A 26020-nucleotide genomic window follows, 5' to 3' on the forward strand; every position below is an offset into this window, starting at 1 on the left:
GTCAGGGAAATCCGCCCGGATGGGCGGCAAGGAGGGGCAAATGACCGACGATATCGTGATCCTGTCCGGCGCCCGAACGGCGATCGGGACCTTTGGCGGCACGCTTGCGGGCATGGCGCCGATCGACACGGCGACCGCGGCCAGCCGCGCGGCGCTGGAACGCGCGGGCGTCGAGCCGGGCCAGATCGGCCATGTCGTCTTTGGCCATGTCATCAATACCGAGCCGCGCGACATGTACCTGTCGCGCGTGGCCGCGATGCAGGCGGGCATTCCCGAAACGACCCCGGCGATGAACGTCAACCGGCTGTGCGGATCGGGCGCGCAGGCCATCGTCTCGGCCGTCCAGAGCCTGATGCTGGGCGATGCCGACTTCGCCGTTGCCGGCGGGGCCGAGGCCATGAGCCGCTCGCCTCATGCGATCCAGACGGCGCGTTTCGGCCAGAAGATGGGCGACACGCGCGCCGTGGACATGATGACCGGGGCGCTGACCTGCCCCTTTGGCACGGGGCATATGGGCGTGACGGCCGAGAATGTCGCACGGGAACACGGGATCTCGCGCGAGGATCAGGACGCCTTCGCGCTGGAAAGCCAGCGCCGCGCGGCCCGCGCCATCGCCGAGGGACGCTTTCGCGACCAGATCGTGCCGGTCGAGATCTCGACCCGCAAGGGCGCGATCGTCTTCGACACCGACGAGCATCCCAAGGAAACCAGCGCCGAGGCGCTGGCCGCCCTGCGACCCGTCTTCCAGAAGGATGGAACCGTGACGGCGGGCAATGCCAGCGGCATCAATGATGGCGCGGCGGCGCTGGTCCTTGCGCGCGCCTCGGCCGCGGCGGCACGCGGATTGACGCCGCGCGCGCGGGTGCTGGGCTATGCCCATGCGGGTGTTCGCCCCGATGTGATGGGCATCGGCCCGGTCCCCGCGGTGGAATCGCTGCTGAAGCGCACGGGCCTGTCGGCCTCGGATTTCGACGTGATCGAATCGAACGAGGCCTTTGCCGCGCAGGCCATCGCCGTGACCCGCGCCCTGGGGCTGGACCCCGAGCGCGTCAATCCCAATGGCGGTGCAATCGCACTGGGCCATCCGGTCGGCGCGACCGGCGCGATCCTGACGGTCAAGGCTCTGTACGAGCTGGAGCGCACCGGCGGGCGTCATGGCCTGATCACGATGTGCATCGGTGGCGGGCAGGGCATCGCGATCGCCATCGAACGGATCTGACGCGCGGCGGGCCGCGCCTTCCGGGGGCGGCCCGGTCCGTGGATGGAACCCCCGAAATCGTGGATCATTCCTCGGACAGGATCTGCAGGAACGCGGCGCCGAAGCGCTCGACATGCTGCGGCCCCATGCCCGGGATGCGGGCCAGGGCGGACAGGTCGCGCGGGCGCAGCTCGGCGATCTTGCGCAGGGTCGAAGCCGAGCAGGCAAGGTAACGCCCCGTCCCGTCCTCTCCGCGCACCAGTCTGGCCTGGGCCTCTTCCAGCCTGTCATACAAGGTCCCCGCGCGCGTTCCGGCAAGCTTGCGCCGCGCGGGGTGCAGTTCGGGCGTGGCGCCCGCGATGACCTGCAGGAAGTCGCGGCCATGGCGTTCCAGCTTCTTGGCGCCCACGCCATTGATGCGCGCCATCTGGTCGAGGTTCGCGGGCCGCTTCTCGGCCATCTCGATCAGGGTGCGATCGGGAAAGATGACATAGGCCGGCACACCCGCAGCTTCGGCCAGCGCACGACGCTTGGCCTTCAGCGCCGAGAGAAGCGGCGCGTCTTCCTCGGAAACCAGCATCCGTACCGCCGGGGTCTTGCGCGCCCGTTTCAGCGAATCCCGGCGCAGGGTGATACCGGCCTGGCCGCGCAACAGCGGCAGCGCGTTGTCCGTCATGCGCAGCGCGCCATGCCGCGCGGGATCGGGGCGGATCAGGTCGTGGCCCATCATCTGACGAAACACCGCCTGCCATTCCGCGCGGCCAAGATCGCGGCCCACGCCAAAGGTGGGAAGCGTCGCATGCCCGTGCTGACGCACCTTGTCGGTCTCGCGCCCGATCAGGATGTCGATCAGATGCCCGGCGCCAAAGCTTTCGTTGGTGCGCAGGATCGCCGACAGCGCCTTGCGCACCGGTTCGGTCGCATCGAAGGTTTCGGGCGGGCTGTCGCACAGGTCGCAATTGCCGCAGGGCGCGCTTTCCTCGCCGAAATAGGACAACAGATGCTGGCGGCGGCAAGTGATCGCTTCGGCAAGGCCAAGCAGGGCGTTCAGGCGCGCATGGTCGGCCATCTTGCGTTCGGGCGGGGCCAGGCCCGCGTCGATCTGGGTGCGCCGAAAGGCGACATCCTCGGGGCCGAACAGGGTCAAGGTCTCGGCGGGCGCGCCATCGCGGCCGGCCCGACCGATCTCCTGATAATAGGATTCGATGGATTTCGGCAGATCCGCATGCGCGACCCAGCGGATGTCGGGCTTGTCGATCCCCATGCCGAAGGCGATCGTCGCGACGACGATCAGCCCGTCCTCGCGCTGAAAGCGCTCTTCGACCGCGCGCCGCAGGTCGGGATCCATGCCGCCGTGATAGGCGCAGGCAGACAGGCCCTCGTCGCACAGCGCCCGGGCCAGGCTTTCGGTCCGCGCGCGCGTGCCGCAATAGACGATCCCGGCCTGGCCGGGCCGCGCGCGGGCAAAGTCCAGGATCTGGCGGCGCGGGCGGTCCTTGGCGGCAAAGGCAAGGTGGATATTCGGCCGGTCGAAGCCGCGCAGGAAGATCCGCGGTCGATTGCCCCCGAACAGGCGCGCGACGATTTCCTCGCGCGTTTCTTCATCGGCCGTCGCGGTAAAGGCCGCCAGCGGGACGTCCAGCATTCGGCGCAGCTCCCCGATGCGCAGGTAATCGGGGCGGAAGTCATGGCCCCACTGGCTGACGCAATGGGCCTCGTCCACGGCGATCAGGGTTGTGCCGATCCGCGCCAGCATCGCCCGCGTCGCGGCCGAGGCCAGCCGTTCGGGCGCCATGTACAGCAGTTTCATCTGCCCGGCGTCCAGCGCATCGAACACGGCGTCGCTTTCGTCCTGGCTGTTGGCCGAGGTCAGCGCCCCGGCCGGCACGCCGGCTTCCCGCAGGGCGCGCACCTGGTCGCGCATCAGCGCGATCAGCGGCGATATCACGACCGTGACGCCCGGCCGGATCAACGCGGGCAGCTGGTAGCACAGCGACTTGCCGCCGCCCGTGGGCATGATCGCCAGCGTGTCGCGCCCCGCGATGACGGCGTCCACGATCTCGCGCTGGCCGGGGCGGAACCGGGCAAAGCCAAAGACCTCGGACAGGATCTGCTCGGGCGATGCGGCGGGCGCGGCTGTATCGGGCATTCCGGCCTTCCCCGGTCTAGTAGCCGTAGAAGAAGCCCGCGTTGTTGATCAGTGCGCGTTGCAGGATGATCAGGATGATGAAAGCCACCAGCGGGGCGAAATCGATGCCGCCCGTCTGCGGCAGGAAGCGCCGGATCGGGCCATAGATCGGCTCGAGCACACGGTTCAGGCCATACCAGATCTGGGCCACCATCGGCTGGCGCAGGTTCAGCACGTTGAAGCTGATCAGCCAGGACATGACGATATGGGCGATCATGATCCACCAGATCACGTTCAGGATCAGCATCAGGGCCTGGAACAGCGTTATCATCATTCTCTCCGCATCTGGGTGTTGGAGACAGGTAAGCGCAGCGGGCCCGTCGCGCAACCGGGTAACGCGACGTTTCGGCTTGACGCGCGGGGCGCGCTGGGCCACCCGAAGGGCATCAGCCAGCTTTCCGGGGGTGTGCGCATGTATCCTTTTCTTCGCATGATCAAGGAGATGTGGAAGTATCGCAAGGCACCGCCCCTGGACCTGACCGAGGCGCATGTGTCGCACCACATCTGCTGGCCCTGGGATCTGGACATCTGGATGGAGCTGAACAACGGCCGGACCCTGACCCTGTACGATCTGGGCCGCATCCCGATGGCGCAGCGCACGGGCCTGATCCATGTCATGCGGCGCGAGGGTTGGGGCATTACCGTGGCGGGCAATTCCGTGCGCTATCGCCGCCGGGTGCGCGCCTTCGACCGGATCGAGATGGTCAGCCGCCTGATCGGCTGGGACGAACGCTTTTTCTACATGGAGCAGAGCATGTGGCGAAAGGGCGAGTGCACCAGTCACATGCTGTTGCGCGCCGCAGTGACCGATCGGAACGGCATCGTGCCGACCGCGCGGGTGGCCGAGGCGATGAAGCATGACGGGCCATCGCCCGAACTGCCGGACTGGGTCCGCGCCTGGATCGAGGCCGACGCGAAACGCCCCTGGCCACCCCTGCGATAGATCGCGGCCCGACGGGGGATCGCGGTCTCGGGGATTGCCAGAACGCCGCTTTTCGGGCTTGATCGCCGAAAAGGCAGCAGGGGGCGGCGCATGTTCAGGCAGGTATCGAAGCGGGTCTGGGGCTGGTGGTTCTTCGATTGGGCCAGCCAGCCCTATAACACGCTGCTGCTGACCTTCATCTTTGGCCCCTATGTCAAGGAACTTCTGGGCGATGGGACACGCGCCCAGGCGGCCTGGGGCTATGGCGTGGGGATCACCGGGCTGATCATTGCGATCCTTTCCCCGGTCCTGGGGGCGATCGCGGACCGGGCCGGGGGACGGATGCGCTTCATCTGGCTGTTTTCGGCGATGTATGTCGTCGGCGCCTGGGGCCTGTGGTGGGCCGCGCCCGACAATTTCAACCTGGTGCTGATCCTGCTGTCCTTCGGGATCGGACTGATCGGCATGGAATTCGCCACCACGTTCACCAATGCGATGCTGCCCGATCTTGGTTCGCGCGAGGAGATCGGGCGCATTTCCGGGTCGGGCTGGGCCTTTGGCTATGTCGGCGGGCTTCTGGCGTTGATCCTGATGCTGGCGGTTTTTCAGACCGATCCGCAGACCGGCAAGACGATGGTCGGGTTGCCGCCGATGTTCGGGCTGGACCCCGCCGCGCGCGAAGGCACGCGGATCGTGGGGCCGCTGACGGCCATCTGGTACGTCGTCTTCATGATCCCCTTCTTCCTGTGGGTGCGCGAGCCGCGCAAGCCCGACGCCCTGCCCATGGCCGAGGCTGTCCGCCGGGCTGTGCCCGAGCTGAAGGAAAGTCTGCGGCGCCTGCCGCGGAATCGCAGCCTGTCGGCCTTTCTGCTGTCGTCGATGTTCTACCGCGACGCGCTGAACGGCATCTTTGTTTTCGGGGGGCTGTATGCTGCCGGGGTGCTGGACTGGAGCGTCGTGGATACCGGCAAGTTCGGCCTGCTGGCCATCGTGACCGGAGCATTGTTTGCCTGGATCGGGGGGCGGGCCGATGACCGTTTTGGACCCAAGGCGGTGATCGCGCTGTGCGTGATCGTGCTGACAGCGCTTGCGCTGGCGGTCGTGTTCGTTTCGCGCGACAGCGTGTTCGGCATGCCGGTGCCACCCGAGTCCAATCTGCCCGACATGGTCTTCTATGCGATCGGCGGGATGATCGGCGCGGCCGGTGGCGCATTGCAATCGGCCAGCCGGTCGATGATGGTCCGCCAGGCCGAACGGGGCCGCATGACCGAAGCGTTCGGACTGTATGCGCTGGCCGGAAAGGCCACGTCCTTCATCGCGCCCTTGTCGATCGGGATCGTGACCGACATGACGGGCAGCCAGCAACTTGGTATCCTGCCGCTCATTGCCCTGTTCCTGGTCGGGCTTTTCCTGCTGGGCCCGGTCGATCCCAAGGGCGCGCCAGAGGAGGCCCCGACATGATCCGTCCCCTGCTGTCGCTGACAGTCGCGATTCTCATGGCCCTGCCCGCGCAGGCCGAGACGCGCGCCTGGGAATTGTTCGGGGCGCAGAAGACCGCTTCGCGCCACCAGCCCGAGGCGATCGGGTCCTATGCGCGGGGCTGCGCGGCCGGGCTGGTGCAATTGCCCGAATCCGGCCCGACCTGGCAGGCGATGCGCCTGTCGCGCAATCGCAACTGGGGCCACCCCGAGCTGGTGCAGTTCCTGATCGACCTGTCGCAGACCGCCCGAAGGCTGGGCTGGAAGGGGCTGTATATCGGCGACATGAGCCAGCCGCGCGGCGGCCCCATGACCAGCGGCCATTCCAGTCACCAGATCGGCCTTGATGCCGATATCTGGATGCTTCCGCCCCGCAGGCTGGATCTCAGCCGGGCCGAGCGCGAGAAGATCAGCTCGATCTCGGTCCGCACGGCCGACCAGAAGCGCGTGAACGAGAACTGGACGCCCCAGCACCACGCCCTGCTGAAGGCGGCGGCCCTGGATCCACGGGTGGACCGCATCTTCGTGGCCGCGGCGGTCAAGATCGAGATGTGCCGGACACGAACCCGCGCCGACCGCGCCTGGCTGCAGAAGATCCGGCCGCTTTACGGTCACAACACCCATTTCCACGTTCGCCTGAAATGTCCGAAAGGCGCGCGCTTTTGCGAACCGCAAAAGCCGACCGTGGCGCAGCTGTCGAAGGGTGGCGATGGCTGTGACGAAACGCTGAACTGGTGGGTGACCGAGTATCTCGATCAGCTGCGCAACCCGCCCAAGCCGCGCAAGGACGCGCCGCGAAAGAAGGGCGCGCGCGACTTCACGCTTTCGGATCTGCCGCGTCAATGCGCAACCGTGCTTTCCCTGGACTGATCACGGCGCTTGTGCTGCTGGCTGTCGGCGGGGCTTCGGCACCGCCGCGCGCCGTGTTCGTGGCCAGCTATGCCTGGTCCATCCCGCATGAACGTTTCGGCGGCTTCTCGGGGCTGGAGATCACGGGGGACGGGGACGATTTCATCACGATCTCGGACTCGGCCGCCATCTGGTCGGGGCGGCTTGTCCGCGATCCGTCCGGTGCCATGATCGACGTGCGGGCCGAAGGTCCGGTCCTGCCGAAATCGTGGCGCGGCCGTCCGTTGCGGCCGCCCATGGACGATGCCGAGGGGCTGGCGCTGGGCCCCGACGGCACACTGCATGTCGCGTTCGAGACGGAAAACCGCATCAATCACTATGCCGATGGCGGCCGCCGCTGGCTGGGCGAGGACTGGCCGCCGGAATTCCAGCATCTGAAGCTGAATGCCGGCATCGAGGCCCTGGCCGTCGCGCCCGACGGGGCCTTGTTCGCCTTGCCCGAGGAATATGGCGAGGAGAACACCCCGATTCCCGTCTTTCGGCTGAAGGATGGCGCGGTCTCGGTGCCGTTCCGGCTGCGCCGTGATCCGCGCTGGCGGCCGGTCGGCGCGGATTTCGGTCCCGATGGGCGGCTCTATCTGCTCGAGCGCGACTTCTGGCCACTGCTGGGCTTCAAGAGCCGGCTGCGCCGGATCACGCTGTCGGGGGACAGGGTCGTTCAGGACGAGGTCTTGTTCCAGACCACGGCCGGGGTGCATGACAATCTGGAAGGTATCGCGGTATGGCGCGATCCGGGCGGTGCGATCCGGGTCACGATGATCTCGGATGACAACTTCCTGCCGTTCCAGCGCACGGAATTCGTGGATTACCGGATCGAGGAATGACTTGACCGGACGCGCGCATGGGCCTATGCGCGGTCCGTTCCCGGCGGATGGTCCGTGGGAACCAAGTCTCCGCAACCTTGTAAAAACGGATCCGACATGACCCGCAAGCTTCTTCCCGGCATCCTTGCCATGGCCGCCATCGTCGTGGCGGCGAACATCCTGGTCCAATTCGTGATCGATGGCCTCTACCTGACCTGGGGCGCGTTCACCTATCCGTTCACCTTTCTGGTCACCGACATCACCAATCGCCTGTATGGCCCCGCCGCCGCGCGCCGGGTCGTCTTCGTGGGTTTTGTCGTGGGCGTGATCTGCTCGCTGATCGGCACGCAGATCGTCGGCGAATTCGGCCCGCTGGTGACGCTGCGCATCGCCATCGGCTCGGGCGTGGCCTTCCTGACCGCCCAGCTTCTGGACGTGGCGATCTTCCACCGGCTGCGCGACGCCGCCTGGTGGCGGGCGCCGCTGGCCTCGACGCTGGTCGGCTCTGCGGTCGATACCGCGCTGTTCTTCACGATCGCCTTCGCAGCCTCGCTGAGCTTCCTCGAGCCGGGCAACGACGTGTCCTGGGCCGGGGGCGCGGTGCCGCTTCTGGGCTTTGGCCCCGAGGCCCCGTTGTGGATGTCGCTGGCCACCGCGGACTGGATCGTGAAACTGTCTCTGGCGATCGTTGCACTGGTGCCATTCCGGGCCATTGTCGGCCGGTTGAGCGCACAGGTAGCGTAAAAGATTTTGACAAACACAAAATCTGTGGCAGCCTGTCATCAACGGCAACCCGGAGAAAGGAGGTGATCCAGTGTCTAGAGTGATATTGGAGAGAGGCGTCGGGACAGTCAGGGGAGCCGTGACCTGAGGGCAGCCCCGAAGGTTGTGAACCCTGACTGGGCCTGTCGATCTTCGGCACCCTAACTGGCCCATCTCCGTAGATCTCGGAGGGCCGCTCCAACCCGGAGTGGCCCTTTCCGTTCGCCCCAATCCCCCGGAGCACGCGCCATGCTGCGCATCAATGACGACATCGCCATCGCGGAATGGGAGCTGACCGAAAGCTTCACGCGCTCGGGCGGGCCGGGCGGGCAGAACGTGAACAAGGTTTCGACCGCCGTCGAACTGCGGTTCGAGGCCGAGCGCAGCCCGCATCTGAGCGATGCCGTCAAGCGGCGGCTGAAACGTCTGGCCGGACGCCGCTGGACGCAGGACGGGGCAATCGTTCTGCGGGTCGAAGAGACGCGCAGTCAGGCCCAGAACCGCCAGATCGCCCGCGACCGGCTGGCGGACCTGATCCGCGCGGCGCTGGTCGTGCCGCGCCGCCGTATTCCTACCCGGCCCACCAAGGGCAGTATCCGCCGCCGGCTGCAATCCAAGGCAACACGGGCCCAGATCAAGGCGCTGCGCCGTCCGCCGGGCGAAGAATAGCCAGCCGCGATCTTGCGCGGGCCGTGCTTTGGGCCCACAACGAAACGACATGTTCGGAAAGCCAGGGCGCCCATGTTGAAGAAGGCCGTGATGCTGGTGTCAGGCAACGCCTTTGGCTCGGCGCTCAACCTTGTGCGCAATCTGGTCGTCGCGCGGATCCTCAGCCCCGAGGATTACGGCGTCGCCGCGACCTTTGCGATCACCATGTCGCTGGTCGAGATGCTGTCCTATCTGGGGCTGAACCAGATGATCGTCGTGGACCGCGACGGTGACGATCCCGAGATGCAGCGCGCGCTGCAAGGCTTTCAGCTGCTGCGCGGCCTGTTTTCCGCCACCGTCCTGTTCGTGATCGCGCGGCCCTATGCGGCCTTTCTGGGCGTTCAGGATATCGCCTGGGCCTATCAGGCCATGGCGGTGATCCCGCTTGTCAACGGGTTGCAGCATTACGACATGCACCGGCTGAGGCGGCACATGCAGTTTCGTCCCGCCGTGATCGTGCAATCGGTTGCGCCGCTGGTCGCCTTGCTTTCGGTTGGCCCCCTGGCGCTGATCTGGTCGGATTTCCGCATCATGCTGGGCGCGCTGATCGTTCAATCCTGCGCCATGGTCGTACTGTCGCATCTGACGGCGCGGCGACGCTATGGGCTGCGCTGGGATCTGTCGATCATGCGCCGCGCGACGATGTTCGGCTGGCCGCTTCTGCTGAACGGGATGCTCTTGTTCGTTGTCTTCAATGGCGAAAGGCTGATCGTGGGGCGCGAGCTGGGCATGGCGCAGCTGGCCGTCTTTTCCATGGCGATCACCTTGACGCTGACGCCGACGCTTGTCCTGGCCGGGGCGTGCCAGAGCCTGTTCCTGCCCGCACTGTCGGCCGCGCGCGAGAATCCGGGCGCCTTTCGCTGGCTTGGGACAGCCTCGATCGAGGCCGGGCTTGCGATCGGGGTCTTGCTGCTGTTGGGGGTGGCGTTGATCGGCGGGCCGCTGGTGCATCTGCTGCTTGGCGGAAAATATGACGCAATCCTGTCCATCCTGCTGCCGATTGCGGTCGTTCAGGTCATTCGTGTGGCCAAGTCCGGCAGCGCGACGGTGGCGCTGTCTGTCCATCGGTCGGGCAATGCCGCGCTGTCGAACGCCTTTCGCGCGGCATCCGTGCCCATTTCGTGGGCCGCGCTGGTCCAGACCGGCAGTTTGATGGTGGTCATCCATATCGCCATGGCGGCCGAGCTGATCGGCTATCTGGCGGCGCTGGTGCTGGCCGCGCGCCGCGCGGGGCTGGGTCTGGGCGCGATCCTGCTGCCATCGGGCATGGTCTTTCTGACGCTTTCGGCCGCGCTGGTCCTGAATGTCGCCTATCCGCCGCGCCAATTCCTGCTGCCGCATCTGTCCTCGCCCGCGCCCTGGGTTCTGGCCGTGCTGTCCGTTCTGTCGCTGGCGACGATGTCCCATCTGCGCCGCTATGTGGTCGGCAAACTGCGCGCACGCTGGGCGCGCCGCGGCAAGGATGGTTAGGGAAGATAAGATCCTCGCGCTCAGCCGGACCGGCGCATGCGGATCAGCCGCGCGGGATTGCCGCCGACCACGGCCATCGGCGCGACGTCGCGGGTAACCACGGCGCCCGCGGCGATCACGGCCCCGTCGCCGATCCGCACGCCGGGCAGGATGATCGCGCCGTGGCCGATCCAGACATCGCGCCCGATATGGATGTCGGATTCGTCCATTGACTGCGCGGTGACCGGGCTGCCGTCATCGAACCGGTAATTCGCCGCCGTGATCATGACCGAGGTCGCGATCAGCGCGTCATCCCCGACCACGATCCGCGCCGTTCCCGGGCCGGCCCACAGACATGTATTCGCGCCGATGCTGACGCGGTCGCCCAGTTCGATATTGTGGCCATTGGCAAGGCTCGCGGTCGGGCTGATGTTCTGCCGCCCGCGCCGGGTGATCTTTCGCAGTTCGGCCACGTGGGTATAGTTGTAATAGTTCACCACCTTGATCACGTGCGCCCATGCGCGCGGATCAAGGCTGGCGCCGATCAGCCTCAGGAACCTTTGGCCGCGCGACAGGCGGCGCTTGTGCGGGTGTGGCGTGGACATGGCCTGTCCCCTATCCTTTCCCCGAACACAATCCGATTTGCGACCCGAGGTAAAGCGTGACCGTATCGATCAAGGCCAGTCTCTGCCGGCTTGTGGCGTTCGGCGCGTTGCTTGCCGGTGTGATCTGGATGGCCCATGCGCAACAGGGCCCGGCCGATCACGGCGCGCAATTGCGAGGAACCTATGTGTGGTCGCAGTCGGACCCGGAATTCGGCGGCCTGTCCGGCCTGGTCATGGCGGACGACGGGGCCGCGCTTCATGCCGTGGGGGATACGGGCTGGTTGTGGCATGCGAGTGTCTGGCGGGATGACGCGGGCGCGATCAGGCAGATCACGACCCTGTCGCGCACCCGTCTGCGCGACAATCACGGAGAAGAAGTCGCCGATTTCCGCGCCGATGCCGAGGCGCTGGCGCACGGCCCGGATGGCCGTCTGTATGTCGCCTTTGAAGGCTATACCCGTGTTGCGGCCTTTCGCCCGCCCGACATGACGCCCGAGCCGCAGAATGCCTGGGACAGGTTTCGCGGCCTGTGGGGCAATAGGACGATCGAGTCCCTGGCCATTCGTTCGGACGGTCTGATGCTGGCGGTCGTCGAAAAGGCCGAGGATCGGGCCTACCGAACGCTGATCGGGCGCAAGGGCGACTGGCAAGAAGGCCCCGACCTGCCGACGGGCGGCGGATATGACGCGACCGATGCGACCTTTGGCCCGGATGGCCGGCTGTATCTGCTGGAGCGGCGATGGACGGTGTTGGGGCGCTTTGCCACGCGCTTGCGGCGATTCGAGATGCGGGAAAACGCGTTCGACCAGGGCCGCACCCTGCTGGAGACGCGTCCCGGTGAGCTGGGCAACATGGAGGGCCTGTCGCTGTGGCGCGGTCCCCATGGCGGTCTTGTCGCGACATTGGTCGCGGACGACAATTTTCTGCCCTTTCACCGGACGATTGTCGCCGAATTCGATCTGAACGACTGATTTCCGCGTCAGGCGTTTGCCTTTGCCTTGCCGATCGGCGATGGCTAGGTTCGGGACGGGCGGTCCGACTGCCCGAATGGCCGCAAGCGGGGCGAAAACGTGAAGATTGCCGTATTTGGACTTGGCTATGTGGGAATCGTCTCGGCGGCGTGCCTCGCGCGTGACGGGCATCAGGTGATCGGCGTCGATCCGCAGGCAACCAAGGTCGACCTGGTCAATGCCGGGCGACCGCCGATCGTCGAGAAGCTGGTCGGCGAGCTGATCGCCGAGGCGGTCGGCAATGGCGCGCTTCGCGCGACACAATCAGCCGAGGAAGCCGTCTCGTTTGCCGATCTCAGCCTGATCTGCGTCGGTACGCCTTCGCGCCGCAACGGGTCGCTGGATACCGGCGCGGTCGAACGCGTCTGCGAACAGATCGGTGCCGCCGTTGCGGCCAAGGGGCGCGATCACGTCGTCGTCCTGCGATCGACGGTCCTGCCGGGAACGATGCGGGGGCTTGTCATTCCGACGCTGCGCCGCGCCGCGGGCGATGCGGCGGGGCATCTGAAGATCGCCAACAATCCCGAATTCCTGCGCGAGTCCACCGCCGTCTATGACTATGACCATCCGCCCAAGACCGTCGTGGGGGCGGATCGGCCGGAGGTGGCCGAACTGGTCCTGTCGCTGTACGAGGACCTGCCCGGGCCCAAGATCGCGACCCGCCTGGAAGTCGCCGAGATGGTCAAGTACGCCGACAATGCCTGGCACGCGGTCAAGGTGTCTTTTGCCAACGAGATCGGCAATATCGCGCAGGCCGTCGGGGTGGACAGCTGGGAGGTGATGGACATCTTCTGTCAGGACACCAAGCTGAACATCTCGCCCTATTACATGAAGCCGGGTTTCGCCTTTGGCGGCTCGTGCCTGCCCAAGGACGTGCGCGCGCTGACCTACAAGGGGCGCGATCTGGATCTGGATCTGCCGCTGCTGAATTCGGTCCTGCCGGCCAATGCGCGCCAGATCGAACGGGCAATGCAGATCGTTTCCGATTACGGGCTGCGCAACGTGGCCTTTCTGGGCATCAGCTTCAAGGCGGGTACGGACGATTTGCGGGAAAGCCCCCTGGTGGCCTTGGCCGAACGGATGATCGGCAAGGGGTTGAATCTGCGCATCTATGATCGCAACGTGCATCTGTCGCGCCTGATGGGGGCGAACCGCGCCTATATCGAGGAGACGATCCCGCATATCGGCCAGATCCTGTCCGACGACCTGGACCAGGTGCTGGAGCATGGCGAGCTGGTAGTCATCGGAAATCCCGCGCCCGAGTTCAAGACCGTGGCCGAGCGTCTGCGCCCGGACCAGAAGGTCCTGGATCTGGCGCGCATTCCCGGTCTCGCGGCACGTTTGGGGGACAGGTATCGTGGCATCAACTGGTAAGGGGCAGGGGCGGCGCGTCCTGATCGTCGTCGAAAACCTGCCTGTCCCCTTTGACCGGCGCGTCTGGGCCGAGGCCACGACCTTGGCGGATGCGGGCTATACGGTTTCGGTCATCTCGCCCAAGGGCAGGGGGTTCGACGCGGATTACGAGTTTCTGGACGGCGTGCATGTCTATCGCCACGACATGCCGGCCGAGGGCAATTCGGCGCTGGGATATCTGCGCGAATACGGCGCGGCGCTGTGGCACGAATTGCGTCTTGCCCTGCGGGTGCGGCGCGAACGCGGCGTCGATGTCCTGCATGGGTGCAACCCGCCCGATCTGATCTTCCTGGTGGCCTGGGCGATGCGACCCCTGGGCGTGCGTTACCTGTTCGATCACCACGACATCTGCCCCGAGCTGTACGAGACGAAGTTCGGGCGGCGGGGGCTTTTGTGGCGCGCGATGCGGCTGTTCGAATGGCTGACCTTCCGCACGGCCCTGGTGTCGATTGCCACGAATGAAAGCTATGCCGAGATCGCCCGGCGGCGCGGTGGCATGGCGGCCGAGGATGTCTTCGTGGTCCGTTCGGGCCCCAAGATCGAGAAGTTGCAGATCCGGCCGCCGAAACCCGAACTGAAGAAGGGCGCGCGCTTTCTGATCGGCTATGTCGGCGTGATCGGCCAGCAGGAAGGGCTGGATCTTCTGGTCCAGAGCGCCGAACACCTGATCCGGGTCATGGGGCGCGATGACGTGCATTTCGGGATCGTCGGTGGCGGGCCGGCGCTGGACGAGATCCGGCAGTTGGTACGCGAAAAGGGGCTGGAGCCCTGGTTCACCTTCACCGGCCGCGCGCCCGACGATCTGTTGCTGGACATGTTGAACACGGCAGACATCTGCGTGAACCCCGATCGCGTGACGCCGATGAACGACCTGTCCACGATGAACAAGATCATGGAATACATGACACTGGCCAAGCCCATCGTGCAGTTCGAACTGAAGGAAGGCCGGGCCAGCGCGGGCGAGGCATCGCTGTATGCCAGGCCCAACGATCCGGTCGATTTCGCCGAGAAGATTGCCCAGCTGATGGACGACCCCGATTCGCGCGAGCGCATGGGCCGTATCGGCCGCCAGCGAATCGAGACTAGCCTGAGCTGGGCGCATTCGGTGCCCAATCTGCTGGCCGCCTATGATCGCATCTTCCAGAAGATGGGCCGCTGATCAGCGGCGCAGCAAGATGGGGAGCAGCGCCCAGCCGGCAACGAAGCCGCCCAGATGCGTCTCCCATGCCAGAAGGCCCCCCATCGCCCACCAGAGGACGGTGTTCAGAACCGCCAGGCCGACCAGCGACTGAACGACCGGGATCGTGCTGGCCCCCAGCCTGCGGCGACGCATCCAGTCGATCCTGAGCCATGCGCCCAGCAGCCCGAAGACCGCGCCCGACGCGCCGACCATCGGCGCGCCGACCGTGCCCAGGGCGCCAAAGGCCGCAGCCCCCGCGACCAGCGATGCCAGATAGAGCATCGCGAAACGTGCCTGGCCCAGGACCGGCACCAGCGCGCGTGCCAGCGACACCATGACGGTCATGTTCATCACCAGATGAAGCATCCCGCCATGCAGGAAGCCATAGGTCACATATTGCGCGACGGGCTGACCGGGATAAAGCGCTTGACCCGGCCCAAGCCCCTTCCAGAACGCGCCAAGCGCCAGGGCCGTGCCGCGCCAGTCACGGCTGCCCCACAGCCCCAGATCCGCGCCGGTCAGGATCAGCTCGGGCAGGGTGCACAGGATCAGGATCGCCCAGGTCACCGGGGCGAGCGGGGAATCACGTCTCATGCGGGTCAGAAAGGCACGAAGCGCGGCAGGTGGACAAGGGTCTGTTTCATGAAGCCGATCAGGCGCGTCTCGGCCTGTGCATCGGTCTCGTCGCTGCCGATCGGGGTGACAAAGCGCACAAGCGCCCCGTCGCTGCGCCCGACCGTCAGGCTGTCGGAGAGAACCGCCAGCTTGGCGGATACGTCATTGGCAACGCGGCGGCCTCGGCCTTCGAACCAGTAGATGACCAGCTGGCGGTCAAGTTCCTTCTGGATCACGGCGCGCATGGCATGGAACCGGCCATAGCCCACGTCGCGCAGATCCATCGCGGTTTCGGTCAGCGACCAGACCTCCCACCCGCCTGTCGGCAGGCAGACCTCGGGCGAATGTATGCCCTGGCCCTCGGTCTGGCGGTCATACCATGCGACGAACAGGCTGACGGGCGGACTGTCGGGGCGTTGGTAGAAAGCATTGAGATAATCGTCGGCGCCAAGGATCCGCTCGATCTTCGGGTCCAGCGCCTCGGTCAGCCCGCGCCAGTCGCCGATCTGGCGGGGAAACAGAAGCAGCGGATCGCGGGCCACCGGGGCCGATGGCGGCGCGGGCAGCGTGAGCCATGCCGCTGATGTCGCCGCCGTCACCGCCAGCGCCGTCACAAGCGCCGGGCCGGGCAGCACATCACGGACCCGACCGATCACCGCGCCGAAATCCTGAAAGTCGAGGTCGATCGCTTCGGACAGGGGAAGCGGATCTGGCGTCAGCCGCTGCAGCGCCATGGCCATGGCAAAGAGGATCAGTACGCACAGAAGAAAGATGACCCAGCCCTCGAACAGGTGAAGGAAGCCTTCGGCCATCTCGATCCCGTGGCGATCGACGAGCACGCCGATCACGGCAATTCGCACCGCGTTCATGGCCACAGTCAGCGGCGCCGCCGAAACCAGCAGAACGATCTTGTGCCACAGCGGCCCGCGATAAAGGATCGCGAAGAGATAGGAAAAGGACAGGATCGGAAACAGGTAGCGCAGGCCGGAACAGGCCTCGGCCACTTGCAGCTTGTAGATCCCGAGGTCGATGACATTGCCCTCGAGGTAGACGGCAACGCCCAGCTTCGTCAGGATCCAGACCCCCAGCGCGGACGAGATCCACTGCAGGAAGATCGTCAGCTTCCAGTACAGGATCTGCGGCAGGGGCAGCATGAACACAAGATGCAAGACAGGCAGCTGGTGCCGGCGCCCACGTTGCCAGCCCATGACCGTCAGCACAACGCCGCCGATCCAGAGGATCAGGGCATAGGTCACGATGTCGGGCACGCGCATCAGGTTGCCCAGGACCGCAAGCCCCAGCGCCGCGACGATCACGGCGACGCCCGGCCATCTTGCGCCCGCATCTCCGCCCGTCCGGGGCGCGCGCCGCAATTCGCGCACGAAGAGGTAAAGCGAAACCAGCGGTATGAGCGGCCCGTGTGAGTATTCGGGCGTCGTCCAGGCCCTGATCAGCGATTCGAGACCGATCCAGAACACCGGCAGGGACGCTGCGACCAATGCGCCCAGAAGGAACGCCCCGCCCGATCGGCCAAGCAGGGGACGAAGGCCAACACTGGCTGGATCGTGGGCGTCGGTCATCCCGGCCTCATTGACAGGTCGCGCCGGGCGGCACAGCCCGGGCGCGGGGATCTGGCACGTTTTCGATCAGGGCCGATAGCTGAACGTCCGGCCAAGCGTCATGAAGACGGCGTTCGAACGGGCATCGCCCGTGGCCGATGAATCCTTCCGGTCGCGCAGCTGTATGCCCGTCGTCATCGCCCAGTCCCTGGTCAGGCTACGACTGTAGGCGGCCCGCAGGGTGGTGCGCGTCACCGTGGGAACGGTGGACAGGTCGTCGGCCGATGCCGAACGTCCGTAATTGAGCGTGACGTTCAGGCTCGAGACGCTGTTGATCTGATAATCGTAGCCCAGCGCAAGGCGTGTATCGACGATTTCCTCGTCCAGATTGTTGGTCGACACGTCGCGGCGCAGCGATACGGTCAACGTGCTGGAGGCAAGGTTGTGGCTGTAGCTGACCGCGCTGTTCCAATCGGTGTTGCCGGCCGGCGTGCGCGTGACGCCCAGCGAGGCCGACAGCGCGCCCCGCGGCAATTGCAGATCGCGCCCGAAGCGCAGAGAGGTCCTGGTCCCCGTCGTGTTCACGGTCGAATCGACGGATGCGAAGATCGATCCCGTCGGCAGGGTGCGCGTCAGCTTCAGAAGGCCCGAAGCGCCCGACCGGCTGCGCGTTCCGTTTGTGTCGGCAATGTCGATTTCGGTCCAGCCAAGCCGTGCATCGAGAACGAGAACCGGGTTGATGTCATACACGGCGCCGATGCCGTATGTCAGTGTCTGACGCTCGGTCTGCACGGAATCATCGGCGCTGTAATCGCTGTAGCCCAGATCGAAATCCAGCACCGCGACGGGTGAAATCCTGGCCGTGACGACCGCGTTCACGCTGTCGGTGCGGGTGTCGAACAGCCGGGTGTTCAGGATCGACAGGTCCTCATAGCTCTTTTCGTCGTGTGTCACGGTGATCTGGAAGCCAAGCGGCGCATTGATTCCCGTGCGGTAGCCGATCGAGGCATTGCGCACCGTCAGCGTGCCGCCGCCGGCGAACAGCCCGGTTCCGGCCAGAAGCTGTTCTTCCTGTTCGACCTGGAAGGGGTCCAGGAAATCGCGGTCCGATCGGCGATAGCGCGCGCTGAGCGTGAACTCGCTGTCCACCGCCTGCAGACGGTAGGAGAGGCGCAGAAGCGGGTCTTCGAAGCCCGACATGGTGCGCCCCGGAATGTCCGCATAACGCAATACGGTCGAGCCGAACAGGCGCAGGTCTTGCGTGGGCGTGATGCTGGACAGATCAAAGGTCAACGTATTGTCGAAAATGGTCGAGGTGCCGCCCGAATTCGGTGAAAGCTGGAAGTTGTCGTCGATGCTGAGCGACGAGCTGACGCCGAGATCGATCTGAAGACCGCCGGGGTTTCCCGTATTGGCCTGCTGGCCTGCCGATTGTGCCTGTGCAAGCAGTGGCCAGGCCGCGCAAAGCGCGGCCCAGACTGCAATGGTGCTGTTGAATGTTTTCATGTCCGTTGCGATTTCCGCTGATTATTCGAACAGTCGCCGTTCGGGGACCACGATCACGTCACCTTCGCGCAGGACGATCACGGGCGCCTTGGCGCCGTTCTGAACGGCCTTGTAGTTGAACTGATAGACCGTTTCGGTCCCGGTCTTGGTATCGGCGCGCCGCAACTGGATGCGCTTGGTGGCCGCGAACCGCGTCAGGCCGCCGGATTCGGCAAGGAACTGCAGCAGTGTCGTGCCACGCTCGACATCCAGACGGCCGGGTGTATTGACCTCACCGACCACATAGACCGCGACGGTGCCATAGGGCCGCACCTTGCTGGCCACGGCCTGGGCCGCGGCATTGTTGACAGCGGTCGTTACCGGGTTCAGCTGACCGACCGTCAGGAAAACTGTGGGCTCCGAGGCAAAATTCGGCGCCAGGGCCGAGGCAATGGACTTGCGCAGCGAATCAATCGTCTTGCCGGAGGCGCGCACCGAACCGACCAGCGGCAGGCTGACCGTTCCGTCGGGCAGAACCAGAAGGCTGCGGTTCAGGCTGGGATCCTCGAGAACCTCGAGCTGAAGCACGTCTCCGGACTGAACCCGGTAGCCGCCTTGCGCGGCGGCGGTCGTGGCAATGAAGACGGCCGCAATCAGGCCAAGCAATGCTCTAATCATTTTCGTCACCCGATCATTTCAATGTTCCGAGCCTAAGCCCTTTCGACCAGAAAACAAAACGTCCTGTCGGAATCGACCTTCGCAAACCGGGCGGAAAGGCGCATCTTGTGACACTTGCGCACCGCTTCCTCAGTTCGCGACTGCCCCGTTTCCGGTGGCGAGATCCGCCAGCGCGGCCTTGATTCTCTTGGCAATCTCGCCGTCAGGATCGGCCACAAGGCCTTGCGCGCGCTCCAGCACTGCGCGGGCCTGGTCGCGTCTGCCGCGTGACAGGTGCACCATGGACATGTGGTACTGGACCATCGGATCGTCGGGTAGCGCCTGCGCCGCGCGCGCGAAGTGGCGTTCTGCGGCATCAATGTCACCGCGCAGATAGGCGATCCAGCCATAGGTATCCTGATAGGGCGCGTCGTCGCTGTCGCGCAGGCGGCGGGCGATGATCTCGGCGCGTGCCAGGCTGTCGGGGTCGCTGCGATGGTTCGACAGCAGGCTGGCCAGGTTGTTCGCGATGACGGGATTGGCCGAATTCGTCCGGTAGAGATCTTCGTAAACCGCGATCGCGGCGTCGATCTGTCCCAGACGCTGCAACAGGCTGGCGCGCGCCCATTTCAGATCGGCCGCATCCGGGAAAAGTTCCTGTGCCTGGTCCAGAAGCCTTGCGGTTTCATCCGATCGCGCGGGGTCGGTCGCGACGATGCGGATGAGTTCGGCCCATGCGGGCTGCATGTGCGGCTGGCGCGCCACGAGATCGCGAAGCCGCTGTTCGGCGCCGGAAAGGTCGCCCGTCAGGCTGAGAACCGACGCGTCCAGAAGGCGCAATTGCGGATCATCGGGCGAGTCGGCCAGCAGGCTGGCGGCATAGGCGCGGGCCTTTTCGATATCGCCATTGTCCAGATGGGTCCTGAGGATGGCGATCCGGGTTGCGCGTCCGCCTTCTCCGCTTTCGGCAAGATCGGTCAGATAGCGCAGGGCCTCGGTCGTGTCGCGTTCCTGCGCAAGGATCGCGGCGCGAATTTCATGGGCCCTTGCGCGAGCGGCGGGATCCGAGGTTGCCTCCAGCGCGTCGGCCACCGAGCGCGCCCGCGGCCAGTCCTGAACGCGCAGATAGATCTCGCCCAGCGCGCCCAGCAATCCCGGATGGCCCGGCGAAATGCGCAGCGCATCGATCAGGACCGATTCGGCCGGAAGATAGCGGCCTTCATTGGCCAGGAATTGCGCATAGCGAAGCGATTCGATGGGCGCGGCATTGGACAGTTCGACCGCGCGCGACAGACTTTCGCGCATCAGGTCGCGGTTTCCGTCGCGTTCATAGGCCTCGGCCATCAGGGACAGGATGTCGGCATCGCGCGGGGCGCTGGCCAGGGCGCGGCGAAGCACGGCGATGGCGTCGCCGACCCGATCGTCGCGGATCAGCGCGGCTGCCTGAAGCTTCAGGGCTTCGGGATGTACCGGGTTCCTTGACAGGACCGAGTCGATGAGGGTGGCCGCCCTGTCGTTCTGGCCCGCCACCGTCAGCATCCGGGCCAGCGCGACGCGGGCGTTGAGCGCGTCGTCATCCTCGCCAAGCGAGTCGACGAGTTCCTGCATGCGCGCGATGGCGTCGTCGCGGCGGCCCATGTCAAACAGAAAGGCGGCATAGGCCGACAGATAGGCCGGTGACGCGCCCTCGTGGGCGATGACGCGTTCGAGTTCGGTAACGGCGGCATCTGGCCCGCGCCATGTGGCCAGAAAACGGACGAGGTTCAGCACATCGTCGCGCTCGATCGGTCCACCGCTGACGCGGCTGCGCAGAAAGGCCTCGGCCTTGTCGATTTCGTTTCGCGCAAGATGCCAGCGGATCAGCGTCGCGCGCAATTCCGGCGCATCGGGGTGGCGCGCGATCATCTGATGAAGGGTCTGCTCGACATCCGCGTCCCTGCCCAAAGCTGCCAGCGCGGCGAGCTTCTGCGCATAAAGCGGCCTGTCATCGGGGAACAGGGCAAGCGCATGGTCGATTTCGGCAAGGGCGTCCTCGAATCGCTGGGCGCGCATCAGGTCATCGATCACCACGCGGCGCAGCAGCAGGTTGCCGGGAAGCCCGTCAAGCAACCGGCGCGCCTGTTGTGCGGCACGGGCGAGGCGGCCCACGTCGTTCGACTGAATCGCAACACCGTATTCGGCGGCGGTGCGAATGGCCAGCAGCTCGGGATTGCCGGGTTCGATACGCAGCGCCTTGTCGGCATTGTCCAGGGCGGCGGCCCAGTCGCTGCCCGTCGCGGCGATCTCGGCCAGTGCGCGCAAGGCGTCCAGATCGTCGGGATATTGTTCGACCAGGCGCAGGTACTGGGCATAGGCCTCGCGCAGATGGCCGCGCTTGCGTTCTGCCTCGGCATAGGTGCGGCGTGCCTCACGATGGCTGCCATCAAGCTTGAAGACATTGCGAAGCTCGACAAGTGCCCGGTCGATGTCGCCGGCCTGCAGGTATTCAAGCCCGGCCTGGAAGTGACGTTCGGCACGCTCTTCGGCCGTGTCGCAGGCCGTCAGCGCCAATGTCAGGACCAGCGCCGAGGCCAGCGCCGAGACACGCCGCGCGACCGGACGGCGGCCTGCGGAATCGGCGGGGCGCTGTCGTTCGTGCCGCATCAATACCCCGTACCCGACAGGACGACCCGGACGGTCCCAAGCAGTATCCGCAGGTCCGTTCCGAAGCTCAGCGCCGCGAAATAGGCGTTGTCATATTCGACGCGCCGGGCGAATTCGCTTTCGTTGCGCACCGAGATCTGCCACGCGCCGGTGATCCCGGGGCGCATGAAGTAATAGGCCTTGCCGCGATAAAGCTTCTGCTGGTTTGGCATCATCGGTCGCGGTCCGACCAGGCTCATGTCGCCGATCAGGACGTTCCAAAGCTGTGGCAATTCATCAAGCGACGACTTGCGCAACAGTCGGCCAAGCCTGGTGATGCGCGGATCGCATTTCAGCTTCTGCGTGCGGTCCCATTCAAGCCGCGCGCCCGGATCGCGGGAAAGATGGCGCTCCAGCGCCTTGTCGGCATCTGGCACCATGGTGCGCAATTTCAGCATCCGGAAGATGCGGCCGCCTCGACCGACGCGCTCGCTCCAGTAGAAGGGCGATGCTCCGTCCAGCGAAATGAGTGCCGCCAGAATGGCGACCATCGGCAGCCAGACGACCGCCATGATCAGAACCACGCCGACATCGAAGAGCCGCTTGAGGCCCGAACCATACAGCCCCCTGGCCCGGCCGATCAGCGCCAATTCGTGCACTCCGTTGGCACGGCCGGTTTCCTCAAGGGGATCGTCCGTATGAAAACTCATCCAAGTACCCAAATCCACAATCGTCGCCCCAAGGGGCAAGGCCGGCCAGGGCCCGAGAAAAAGCAGCGTCTTTCGAAATCGAAGCGATATGCCACCCACGGCATGGTCAGGATACCATTTTTTTGCCATATTCCTACACCGGATTTGCCAGAATGATCGAAAGGAACGAAGTGGCCGCCCGCAGGCGCCTGGGGCCACAGATCGCCTCCGTCAACGGACAGGAATCGGAAACAGGCGCAAGGTTTGGCGGGAATTGTTCGCCTCAGGGCGCGAATCGGGCGGGATGCCTTGGGATCGCGGCGCATTGCACGTCACTGAGAGCGGTGGTTTCTGGACGCCGGGCGACAGCCGGGCTTATATGATGTATTGATTGAATGGCGTGCCGCGCGCCCGTCGGGCGGCAACGCTGGTTATGGAAACGGATTTTTGATGAACAAGGTCGTCGAGACCGAGACGAATATCGGCGATAACGTCAGCTTCTACATGGAGTTCTACGGATTCCACGAGCGTCCCTTCACGCTCGTGCCCGATCCGGATTTCCTGTTCTGGTCGCCACAACATCGCCGGGCCTATTCCGTCCTCGAATTCGGCATCCTCAGCCGTGCGCCGATCACCCTGGTGACGGGCGGGGTAGGATGCGGAAAGACGACGCTTTTGCGCGAATTGTTGCGCCAGTTTGGCGACAAGGTCACCGTCGGGCTGATCTCGAATGCCCAGGGGGGGCGCGGCGAGCTGATCCAGTGGGTCCTGAATGCCCTCGCCGTGCCCTTCGATCCGGCCGCGGGCTATGTGCCCCTGTTCCAGAAACTGCAGGATTTCCTGATCGAGGAATATGCCGCGGGCCGGCGCGTGGTGCTGATCTTCGACGAGGCGCAGAACCTTTCGCCCGAAAGCCTGGAAGAGCTGCGCATGCTGACCAACATCAACTCCGGCAAGGATGAGGTCATCCAGCTGGTGCTGGTCGGCCAGCCCGAACTGCGTGACATGGTCCTGCGGCCCTCGCTGCGCCAGCTTGCCCAGCGCATCGCGGCCAGTTTCCACCTGCGCCCGCTGGAGGCCGACGATGTCGTGGCCCTGATCCGCCATCGGCTGCGCTCGGCCGGCGGTACCGGCGAAGAGGTGACCGAGGCGGCGGCGCGCATGGTTCACAAGGTGACCCATGGCGTGCCCCGTCTGGTGAACCAGCTATGCGACATGGCCCTGCTTTACGGGTGGAGCATGGACATGGCGCAGGTGGATGAGAACGTCGTCCAGGCCGTCCTGGATGATGGAGTGTTCTTCGCGGCTCAGATCGCGGCAGAGGAAGAAGAAAAGGCAACATGAATCTGGATCTGTCCTTCTGGTTCGCGGTGTTCCTGCGCAGGATTCACTATTTCATCCTGACATTCGTGCTGGTGACCGCCGCCTCGCTGGCCGCCGCGTTCCTTTTGCCGCCGGTCTATACCGCAAGTTCGACGCTGCTGGTCGAATCCTCCTCGATCCCCGGGCCCCTGTCGGCACCAACCGTTCAGGCGCAGGCCCTTGAAAAGCTGCAGACGATCGAAAAGCGTCTGATGACGCGGGCAAACCTTCTGGAGATTGCCAAGAAGCTGCGCGCCTTCAAGGACATCGACAAGATGACGCCGGACGAGATCGTCCAGGCGATGCGGGACAATACACGTATCGGAAAGAGCGCCGGCCGAGGTCAGGCCACGATCATGACGATCTCGTTCGATGCGGAACGCCCCGCCGTCGCCGCGGGGGTTGTCAATGAATATGTGACGCTGATCCTGCAGGCCGATGTGGAGTTGCGCACCCGCAATGCCGAAGACACGGTAGAGTTCTTTCGCCAGCAGGTCGAAAAGCTTTCGGGCGAGCTGGATATCATGAAGGCCAGGATCCTGGACTTCCAGAACGCCAATGCCGACGCTTTGCCGAACACGCTGAACTTTCGCATGAACCAGCAGCAATTGCTGCAAAGCCGGCTGAGCGTCGTCGAACGGGATATCGCCACACTGAAAGACCAGCGCGAGCGCATGCTGGCGATCTTTGAATCCACCGGTCAGGTCACGGGCAGCACGATTGCCCAGACCCCCGAGGCACGCCAGCTGGACCAGGCGCGTCAGCAACTGACGACCTTGTTGTCCACGCTTTCGCCCCAGCATCCACGGGTGCGTCAGCTACAGGCGCAGATCGCATCGCTGGAAGAGATCGTGCGCGCGCAAATGCCAACGTCCGGTGCCGGAGGGCAGCCTGGCGGCACCGCGGCCAGCATGCTGGACATCCAGCTGGCGGATCTGGACACGCGCATCCAGCTGCTCGAGGAGGAGCGGGTGCGGATCATCGACGATCTGGAAAAGCTCAAGGTGTCGATCGACAAGACGCCGGCGAACCAGATTGCACTGGACGCCTTGACCCGCGATTACAACAACATCCAGCAGCAATACAACATTGCGGTGGACAAGCTGGCCAAGGCCGAGGCGGGCGAGGAAATCGAGGTCCGCTCGAAGGGAGAGCGCGTTGTCGTGGTCGAGCCTGCCTCGGAACCCACGCGGCCGACCAGGCCGAACCGCGTCCTGATCGCCGGAATGGGCAGCGTGGCGGGCATTGCCCTGGGCGTTGCAATGGTTGTCCTGCGCGAGCTGTTGAACAGGGCTGTGCGACGGCCCACGGATCTTGTCCGCGCCTTCGGGATCACGCCGATCGTGACGATCCCCTACATACGCACCCCGCGAGAGACGCGCATGAGACGGGCGGGCTTTGTCGCGCTGCTGGTGCTGGTCGCGGTGGGCATTCCGGCGATGATCTATGCCGTACATGTCTATTACCAGCCGCTGGATCTGATTCTGCAGCGCGCGGCGGCCCGTTTCGGAATACGGCTGTAGGCTTGGGAGAGGGCGAAGGGATGGAAAAGCTCGAAGCGGCGCTGGCCAAGGCCAGGCAGATGCGACAGCAGGCCATGGGCACAAGGCGGCCCGTGACGCCGGGTGAAGCCGACAAATCCCGCCCCGAATCTCGCGCGGACGCCTGGATCGACGCCTTTCAGGAAATCGTCCTGGACCCCGCGCGGCTGGAACGGAACAGGATCACCGCGCTTGCCGGAGGCCGCGAGGCCACGCCATATGACATGCTGCGTTCGCGCAGTCTGCGTTTCATGCGGGAAAAGGAATGGAACCGGCTGGCGATCACCTCGCCGGGCGCCGCATGCGGCAAGACGACCATCGCCGTCAATCTGGCGCTGAGCCTGGCGCGGCAGAAGGACCTGAAGGTGATGCTGTTCGATCTGGACCTGCGGCGTCCCGCATTGCATCGTGTGCTGGGGCAGGCGCCATCGGTCTCGTTTCACGAAGTCCTGACCGATCGGGCCTCGTTCCAGGATAATGGCCGCAGGATCGGCGACAATCTGGTTGTCGCGATGAATGCGGGTCCCGCACGCATGCCGGCCGAGATCCTGCAGGCCGAGCGTACGGCCGAGATCCTGGACGAGATCGAGCGCCGCTGGCAGCCGGACATCATGATCTTCGACACGTCACCCTTGCTGGCAACCGATGACAACGTGGGATTCCTGTCCAACGTCGACTGCGCCTTGCTGGTCGCGGCGGCCGAGAAGACGACGCTGCCCAACATCGATATCTGCGAAAAGGAACTGGCGCAGCTGACCAATGTCCTGGGGGTCGTTCTGAACAAGTGCCGATATCCCGACACGCTTGCCGGGTATGACTACGAGTATTACGGCTGAACGGATGCCCCGGCCGCAAGCAGAAAGGC

At 65.2% G+C, this 26020-nt stretch carries 23 protein-coding genes; 14 read left to right on the plus strand and 9 right to left on the minus strand.

Annotated elements, in window-relative coordinates; all coding sequences use genetic code 11:
- Positions 1–40 precede the first annotated feature (40 nt).
- Positions 41–1219 carry an acetyl-CoA C-acyltransferase family protein gene (locus LV82_RS13160; RefSeq protein WP_104072536.1) on the plus strand — a complete coding sequence of 393 codons (1179 nt, stop codon included), beginning with the start codon at positions 41–43 and terminating at the stop codon, positions 1217–1219.
- 64 nt (positions 1220–1283) lie between these two features.
- On the opposite strand, the gene recQ is transcribed toward LV82_RS13160, so the two are convergent.
- Complete coding sequence (gene recQ / locus LV82_RS13165) at positions 1284–3347, minus strand: DNA helicase RecQ (RefSeq protein ID WP_104072430.1); 2064 nt, start codon at positions 3345–3347, stop codon at positions 1284–1286.
- Positions 3348–3363: 16 nt separating this feature from the next.
- Positions 3364–3657, minus strand: coding sequence for a YggT family protein (locus LV82_RS13170; RefSeq protein WP_104072538.1), 294 nt, complete (start codon positions 3655–3657; stop codon positions 3364–3366).
- A 141-nt stretch (positions 3658–3798) separates the two neighbouring features.
- On the opposite strand from LV82_RS13170, the gene LV82_RS13175 reads away from it, so the two are divergent.
- The 7 genes from LV82_RS13175 to LV82_RS13205 all read left to right on the plus strand — a co-directional run bounded on the left by LV82_RS13175 (position 3799) and on the right by LV82_RS13205 (position 10438).
- On the plus strand, positions 3799–4329 hold the full coding sequence (locus LV82_RS13175) for an acyl-CoA thioesterase (RefSeq protein WP_104072432.1): 531 nt from the start codon (positions 3799–3801) through the stop codon (positions 4327–4329).
- A gap of 90 nt (positions 4330–4419) precedes the next feature.
- Entirely contained in the window at positions 4420–5769 is a 1350-nt protein-coding gene (locus tag LV82_RS13180) for an MFS transporter (protein ID WP_104072434.1), read from the plus strand.
- Positions 5766–6656 carry a penicillin-insensitive murein endopeptidase gene (gene mepA, locus LV82_RS13185; protein WP_104072436.1) on the plus strand — a complete coding sequence of 297 codons (891 nt, stop codon included), beginning with the start codon at positions 5766–5768 and terminating at the stop codon, positions 6654–6656. Before LV82_RS13180 ends, mepA begins: the two co-directional genes overlap by 4 nt.
- Complete coding sequence (locus LV82_RS13190) at positions 6629–7519, plus strand: esterase-like activity of phytase family protein (RefSeq protein ID WP_104072438.1); 891 nt, start codon at positions 6629–6631, stop codon at positions 7517–7519. The genes mepA and LV82_RS13190 overlap by 28 nt, the downstream gene beginning before the upstream one ends.
- 96 nt (positions 7520–7615) lie before the next feature.
- Entirely contained in the window at positions 7616–8242 is a 627-nt protein-coding gene (locus LV82_RS13195; protein ID WP_104072440.1) for a queuosine precursor transporter, read from the plus strand.
- A 267-nt stretch (positions 8243–8509) separates the two neighbouring features.
- Entirely contained in the window at positions 8510–8929 is a 420-nt protein-coding gene (gene arfB, locus LV82_RS13200) for an alternative ribosome rescue aminoacyl-tRNA hydrolase ArfB (protein WP_104072441.1), read from the plus strand.
- A 72-nt stretch (positions 8930–9001) separates the two neighbouring features.
- Complete coding sequence (locus tag LV82_RS13205; protein WP_104072443.1) at positions 9002–10438, plus strand: oligosaccharide flippase family protein; 1437 nt, start codon at positions 9002–9004, stop codon at positions 10436–10438.
- A 20-nt stretch (positions 10439–10458) separates the two neighbouring features.
- On the opposite strand, the gene LV82_RS15235 is transcribed toward LV82_RS13205, so the two are convergent.
- Entirely contained in the window at positions 10459–11022 is a 564-nt protein-coding gene (locus LV82_RS15235) for an acyltransferase (protein ID WP_104072444.1), read from the minus strand.
- Positions 11023–11078: 56 nt separating this feature from the next.
- On the opposite strand from LV82_RS15235, the gene LV82_RS13215 reads away from it, so the two are divergent.
- The 3 genes from LV82_RS13215 to LV82_RS13225 all read left to right on the plus strand — a co-directional run bounded on the left by LV82_RS13215 (position 11079) and on the right by LV82_RS13225 (position 14604).
- The gene (locus LV82_RS13215; RefSeq protein ID WP_104072446.1) at positions 11079–11993 is read left to right on the plus strand and encodes an esterase-like activity of phytase family protein; all 915 of its coding nucleotides are present in this window, start codon (positions 11079–11081) and stop codon (positions 11991–11993) included.
- 99 nt (positions 11994–12092) lie between these two features.
- Entirely contained in the window at positions 12093–13406 is a 1314-nt protein-coding gene (locus tag LV82_RS13220) for a nucleotide sugar dehydrogenase (protein WP_104072447.1), read from the plus strand.
- Positions 13390–14604, plus strand: a complete 1215-nt coding sequence (locus LV82_RS13225; RefSeq protein WP_104072449.1) for a glycosyltransferase family 4 protein — start codon at positions 13390–13392, stop codon at positions 14602–14604. Before LV82_RS13220 ends, LV82_RS13225 begins: the two co-directional genes overlap by 17 nt.
- Here the strand turns inward: LV82_RS13225 and LV82_RS13230 are convergent, their stop codons facing one another.
- From LV82_RS13230 to LV82_RS13255, 6 genes are all read right to left on the minus strand, one after another.
- Positions 14605–15219, minus strand: a complete 615-nt coding sequence (locus LV82_RS13230) for a rhomboid family intramembrane serine protease (RefSeq protein ID WP_104072451.1) — start codon at positions 15217–15219, stop codon at positions 14605–14607.
- Positions 15220–15224: 5 nt separating this feature from the next.
- Positions 15225–16820 (minus strand): VPLPA-CTERM-specific exosortase XrtD, encoded by a 1596-nt coding sequence (gene xrtD / locus LV82_RS13235; RefSeq protein WP_104072453.1) that lies wholly within the window; start codon positions 16818–16820, stop codon positions 15225–15227.
- Positions 16821–16886: 66 nt separating this feature from the next.
- Complete coding sequence (locus LV82_RS13240) at positions 16887–18305, minus strand: hypothetical protein (protein ID WP_104072455.1); 1419 nt, start codon at positions 18303–18305, stop codon at positions 16887–16889.
- Positions 18306–18326: 21 nt separating this feature from the next.
- A complete protein-coding gene (locus LV82_RS13245) occupies positions 18327–18962 on the minus strand; it encodes a polysaccharide biosynthesis/export family protein (protein WP_104072457.1) in 636 nt (211 codons plus the stop codon).
- A gap of 129 nt (positions 18963–19091) precedes the next feature.
- Complete coding sequence (locus LV82_RS13250; protein ID WP_104072459.1) at positions 19092–21584, minus strand: tetratricopeptide repeat protein; 2493 nt, start codon at positions 21582–21584, stop codon at positions 19092–19094.
- Complete coding sequence (locus LV82_RS13255) at positions 21584–22273, minus strand: sugar transferase (RefSeq protein WP_104072460.1); 690 nt, start codon at positions 22271–22273, stop codon at positions 21584–21586. Before LV82_RS13255 ends, LV82_RS13250 begins: the two co-directional genes overlap by 1 nt.
- A 429-nt stretch (positions 22274–22702) precedes the next feature.
- Between LV82_RS13255 and LV82_RS13260 the strand changes: the two genes are divergently transcribed.
- From LV82_RS13260 to LV82_RS13270, 3 genes are read left to right on the plus strand one after another with little or no spacing between them, the layout of a single operon-like run.
- On the plus strand, positions 22703–23596 hold the full coding sequence (locus tag LV82_RS13260) for an ExeA family protein (protein WP_104072540.1): 894 nt from the start codon (positions 22703–22705) through the stop codon (positions 23594–23596).
- On the plus strand, positions 23593–25137 hold the full coding sequence (locus LV82_RS13265) for a GumC family protein (RefSeq protein WP_104072462.1): 1545 nt from the start codon (positions 23593–23595) through the stop codon (positions 25135–25137). The genes LV82_RS13260 and LV82_RS13265 overlap by 4 nt, the downstream gene beginning before the upstream one ends.
- A gap of 20 nt (positions 25138–25157) precedes the next feature.
- On the plus strand, positions 25158–25991 hold the full coding sequence (locus tag LV82_RS13270; RefSeq protein ID WP_104072464.1) for a CpsD/CapB family tyrosine-protein kinase: 834 nt from the start codon (positions 25158–25160) through the stop codon (positions 25989–25991).
- Positions 25992–26020 lie beyond the last annotated feature (29 nt).

Origin of the sequence: Albidovulum inexpectatum (assembly GCF_002927635.1) — a bacterium.
Lineage (GTDB): Bacteria > Pseudomonadota > Alphaproteobacteria > Rhodobacterales > Rhodobacteraceae > Albidovulum > Albidovulum inexpectatum.

Coding starts and splice junctions, on each gene's coding strand:
- LV82_RS13160 (WP_104072536.1), top strand. CDS start 41: ATGACCGACGATATCGTGATCCTGTCCGGCGCCCGAACGGCGATCGGG.
- recQ (WP_104072430.1), bottom strand. CDS start 3,347: ATGCCCGATACAGCCGCGCCCGCCGCATCGCCCGAGCAGATCCTGTCC.
- LV82_RS13170 (WP_104072538.1), bottom strand. CDS start 3,657: ATGATAACGCTGTTCCAGGCCCTGATGCTGATCCTGAACGTGATCTGG.
- LV82_RS13175 (WP_104072432.1), top strand. CDS start 3,799: ATGTATCCTTTTCTTCGCATGATCAAGGAGATGTGGAAGTATCGCAAG.
- LV82_RS13180 (WP_104072434.1), top strand. CDS start 4,420: ATGTTCAGGCAGGTATCGAAGCGGGTCTGGGGCTGGTGGTTCTTCGAT.
- mepA (WP_104072436.1), top strand. CDS start 5,766: ATGATCCGTCCCCTGCTGTCGCTGACAGTCGCGATTCTCATGGCCCTG.
- LV82_RS13190 (WP_104072438.1), top strand. CDS start 6,629: ATGCGCAACCGTGCTTTCCCTGGACTGATCACGGCGCTTGTGCTGCTG.
- LV82_RS13195 (WP_104072440.1), top strand. CDS start 7,616: ATGACCCGCAAGCTTCTTCCCGGCATCCTTGCCATGGCCGCCATCGTC.
- arfB (WP_104072441.1), top strand. CDS start 8,510: ATGCTGCGCATCAATGACGACATCGCCATCGCGGAATGGGAGCTGACC.
- LV82_RS13205 (WP_104072443.1), top strand. CDS start 9,002: ATGTTGAAGAAGGCCGTGATGCTGGTGTCAGGCAACGCCTTTGGCTCG.
- LV82_RS15235 (WP_104072444.1), bottom strand. CDS start 11,022: ATGTCCACGCCACACCCGCACAAGCGCCGCCTGTCGCGCGGCCAAAGG.
- LV82_RS13230 (WP_104072451.1), bottom strand. CDS start 15,219: ATGAGACGTGATTCCCCGCTCGCCCCGGTGACCTGGGCGATCCTGATC.
- xrtD (WP_104072453.1), bottom strand. CDS start 16,820: ATGACCGACGCCCACGATCCAGCCAGTGTTGGCCTTCGTCCCCTGCTT.
- LV82_RS13240 (WP_104072455.1), bottom strand. CDS start 18,305: ATGAAAACATTCAACAGCACCATTGCAGTCTGGGCCGCGCTTTGCGCG.
- LV82_RS13245 (WP_104072457.1), bottom strand. CDS start 18,962: ATGATTAGAGCATTGCTTGGCCTGATTGCGGCCGTCTTCATTGCCACG.
- LV82_RS13250 (WP_104072459.1), bottom strand. CDS start 21,584: ATGCGGCACGAACGACAGCGCCCCGCCGATTCCGCAGGCCGCCGTCCG.
- LV82_RS13255 (WP_104072460.1), bottom strand. CDS start 22,273: ATGAGTTTTCATACGGACGATCCCCTTGAGGAAACCGGCCGTGCCAAC.
- LV82_RS13260 (WP_104072540.1), top strand. CDS start 22,703: ATGAACAAGGTCGTCGAGACCGAGACGAATATCGGCGATAACGTCAGC.
- LV82_RS13265 (WP_104072462.1), top strand. CDS start 23,593: ATGAATCTGGATCTGTCCTTCTGGTTCGCGGTGTTCCTGCGCAGGATT.
- LV82_RS13270 (WP_104072464.1), top strand. CDS start 25,158: ATGGAAAAGCTCGAAGCGGCGCTGGCCAAGGCCAGGCAGATGCGACAG.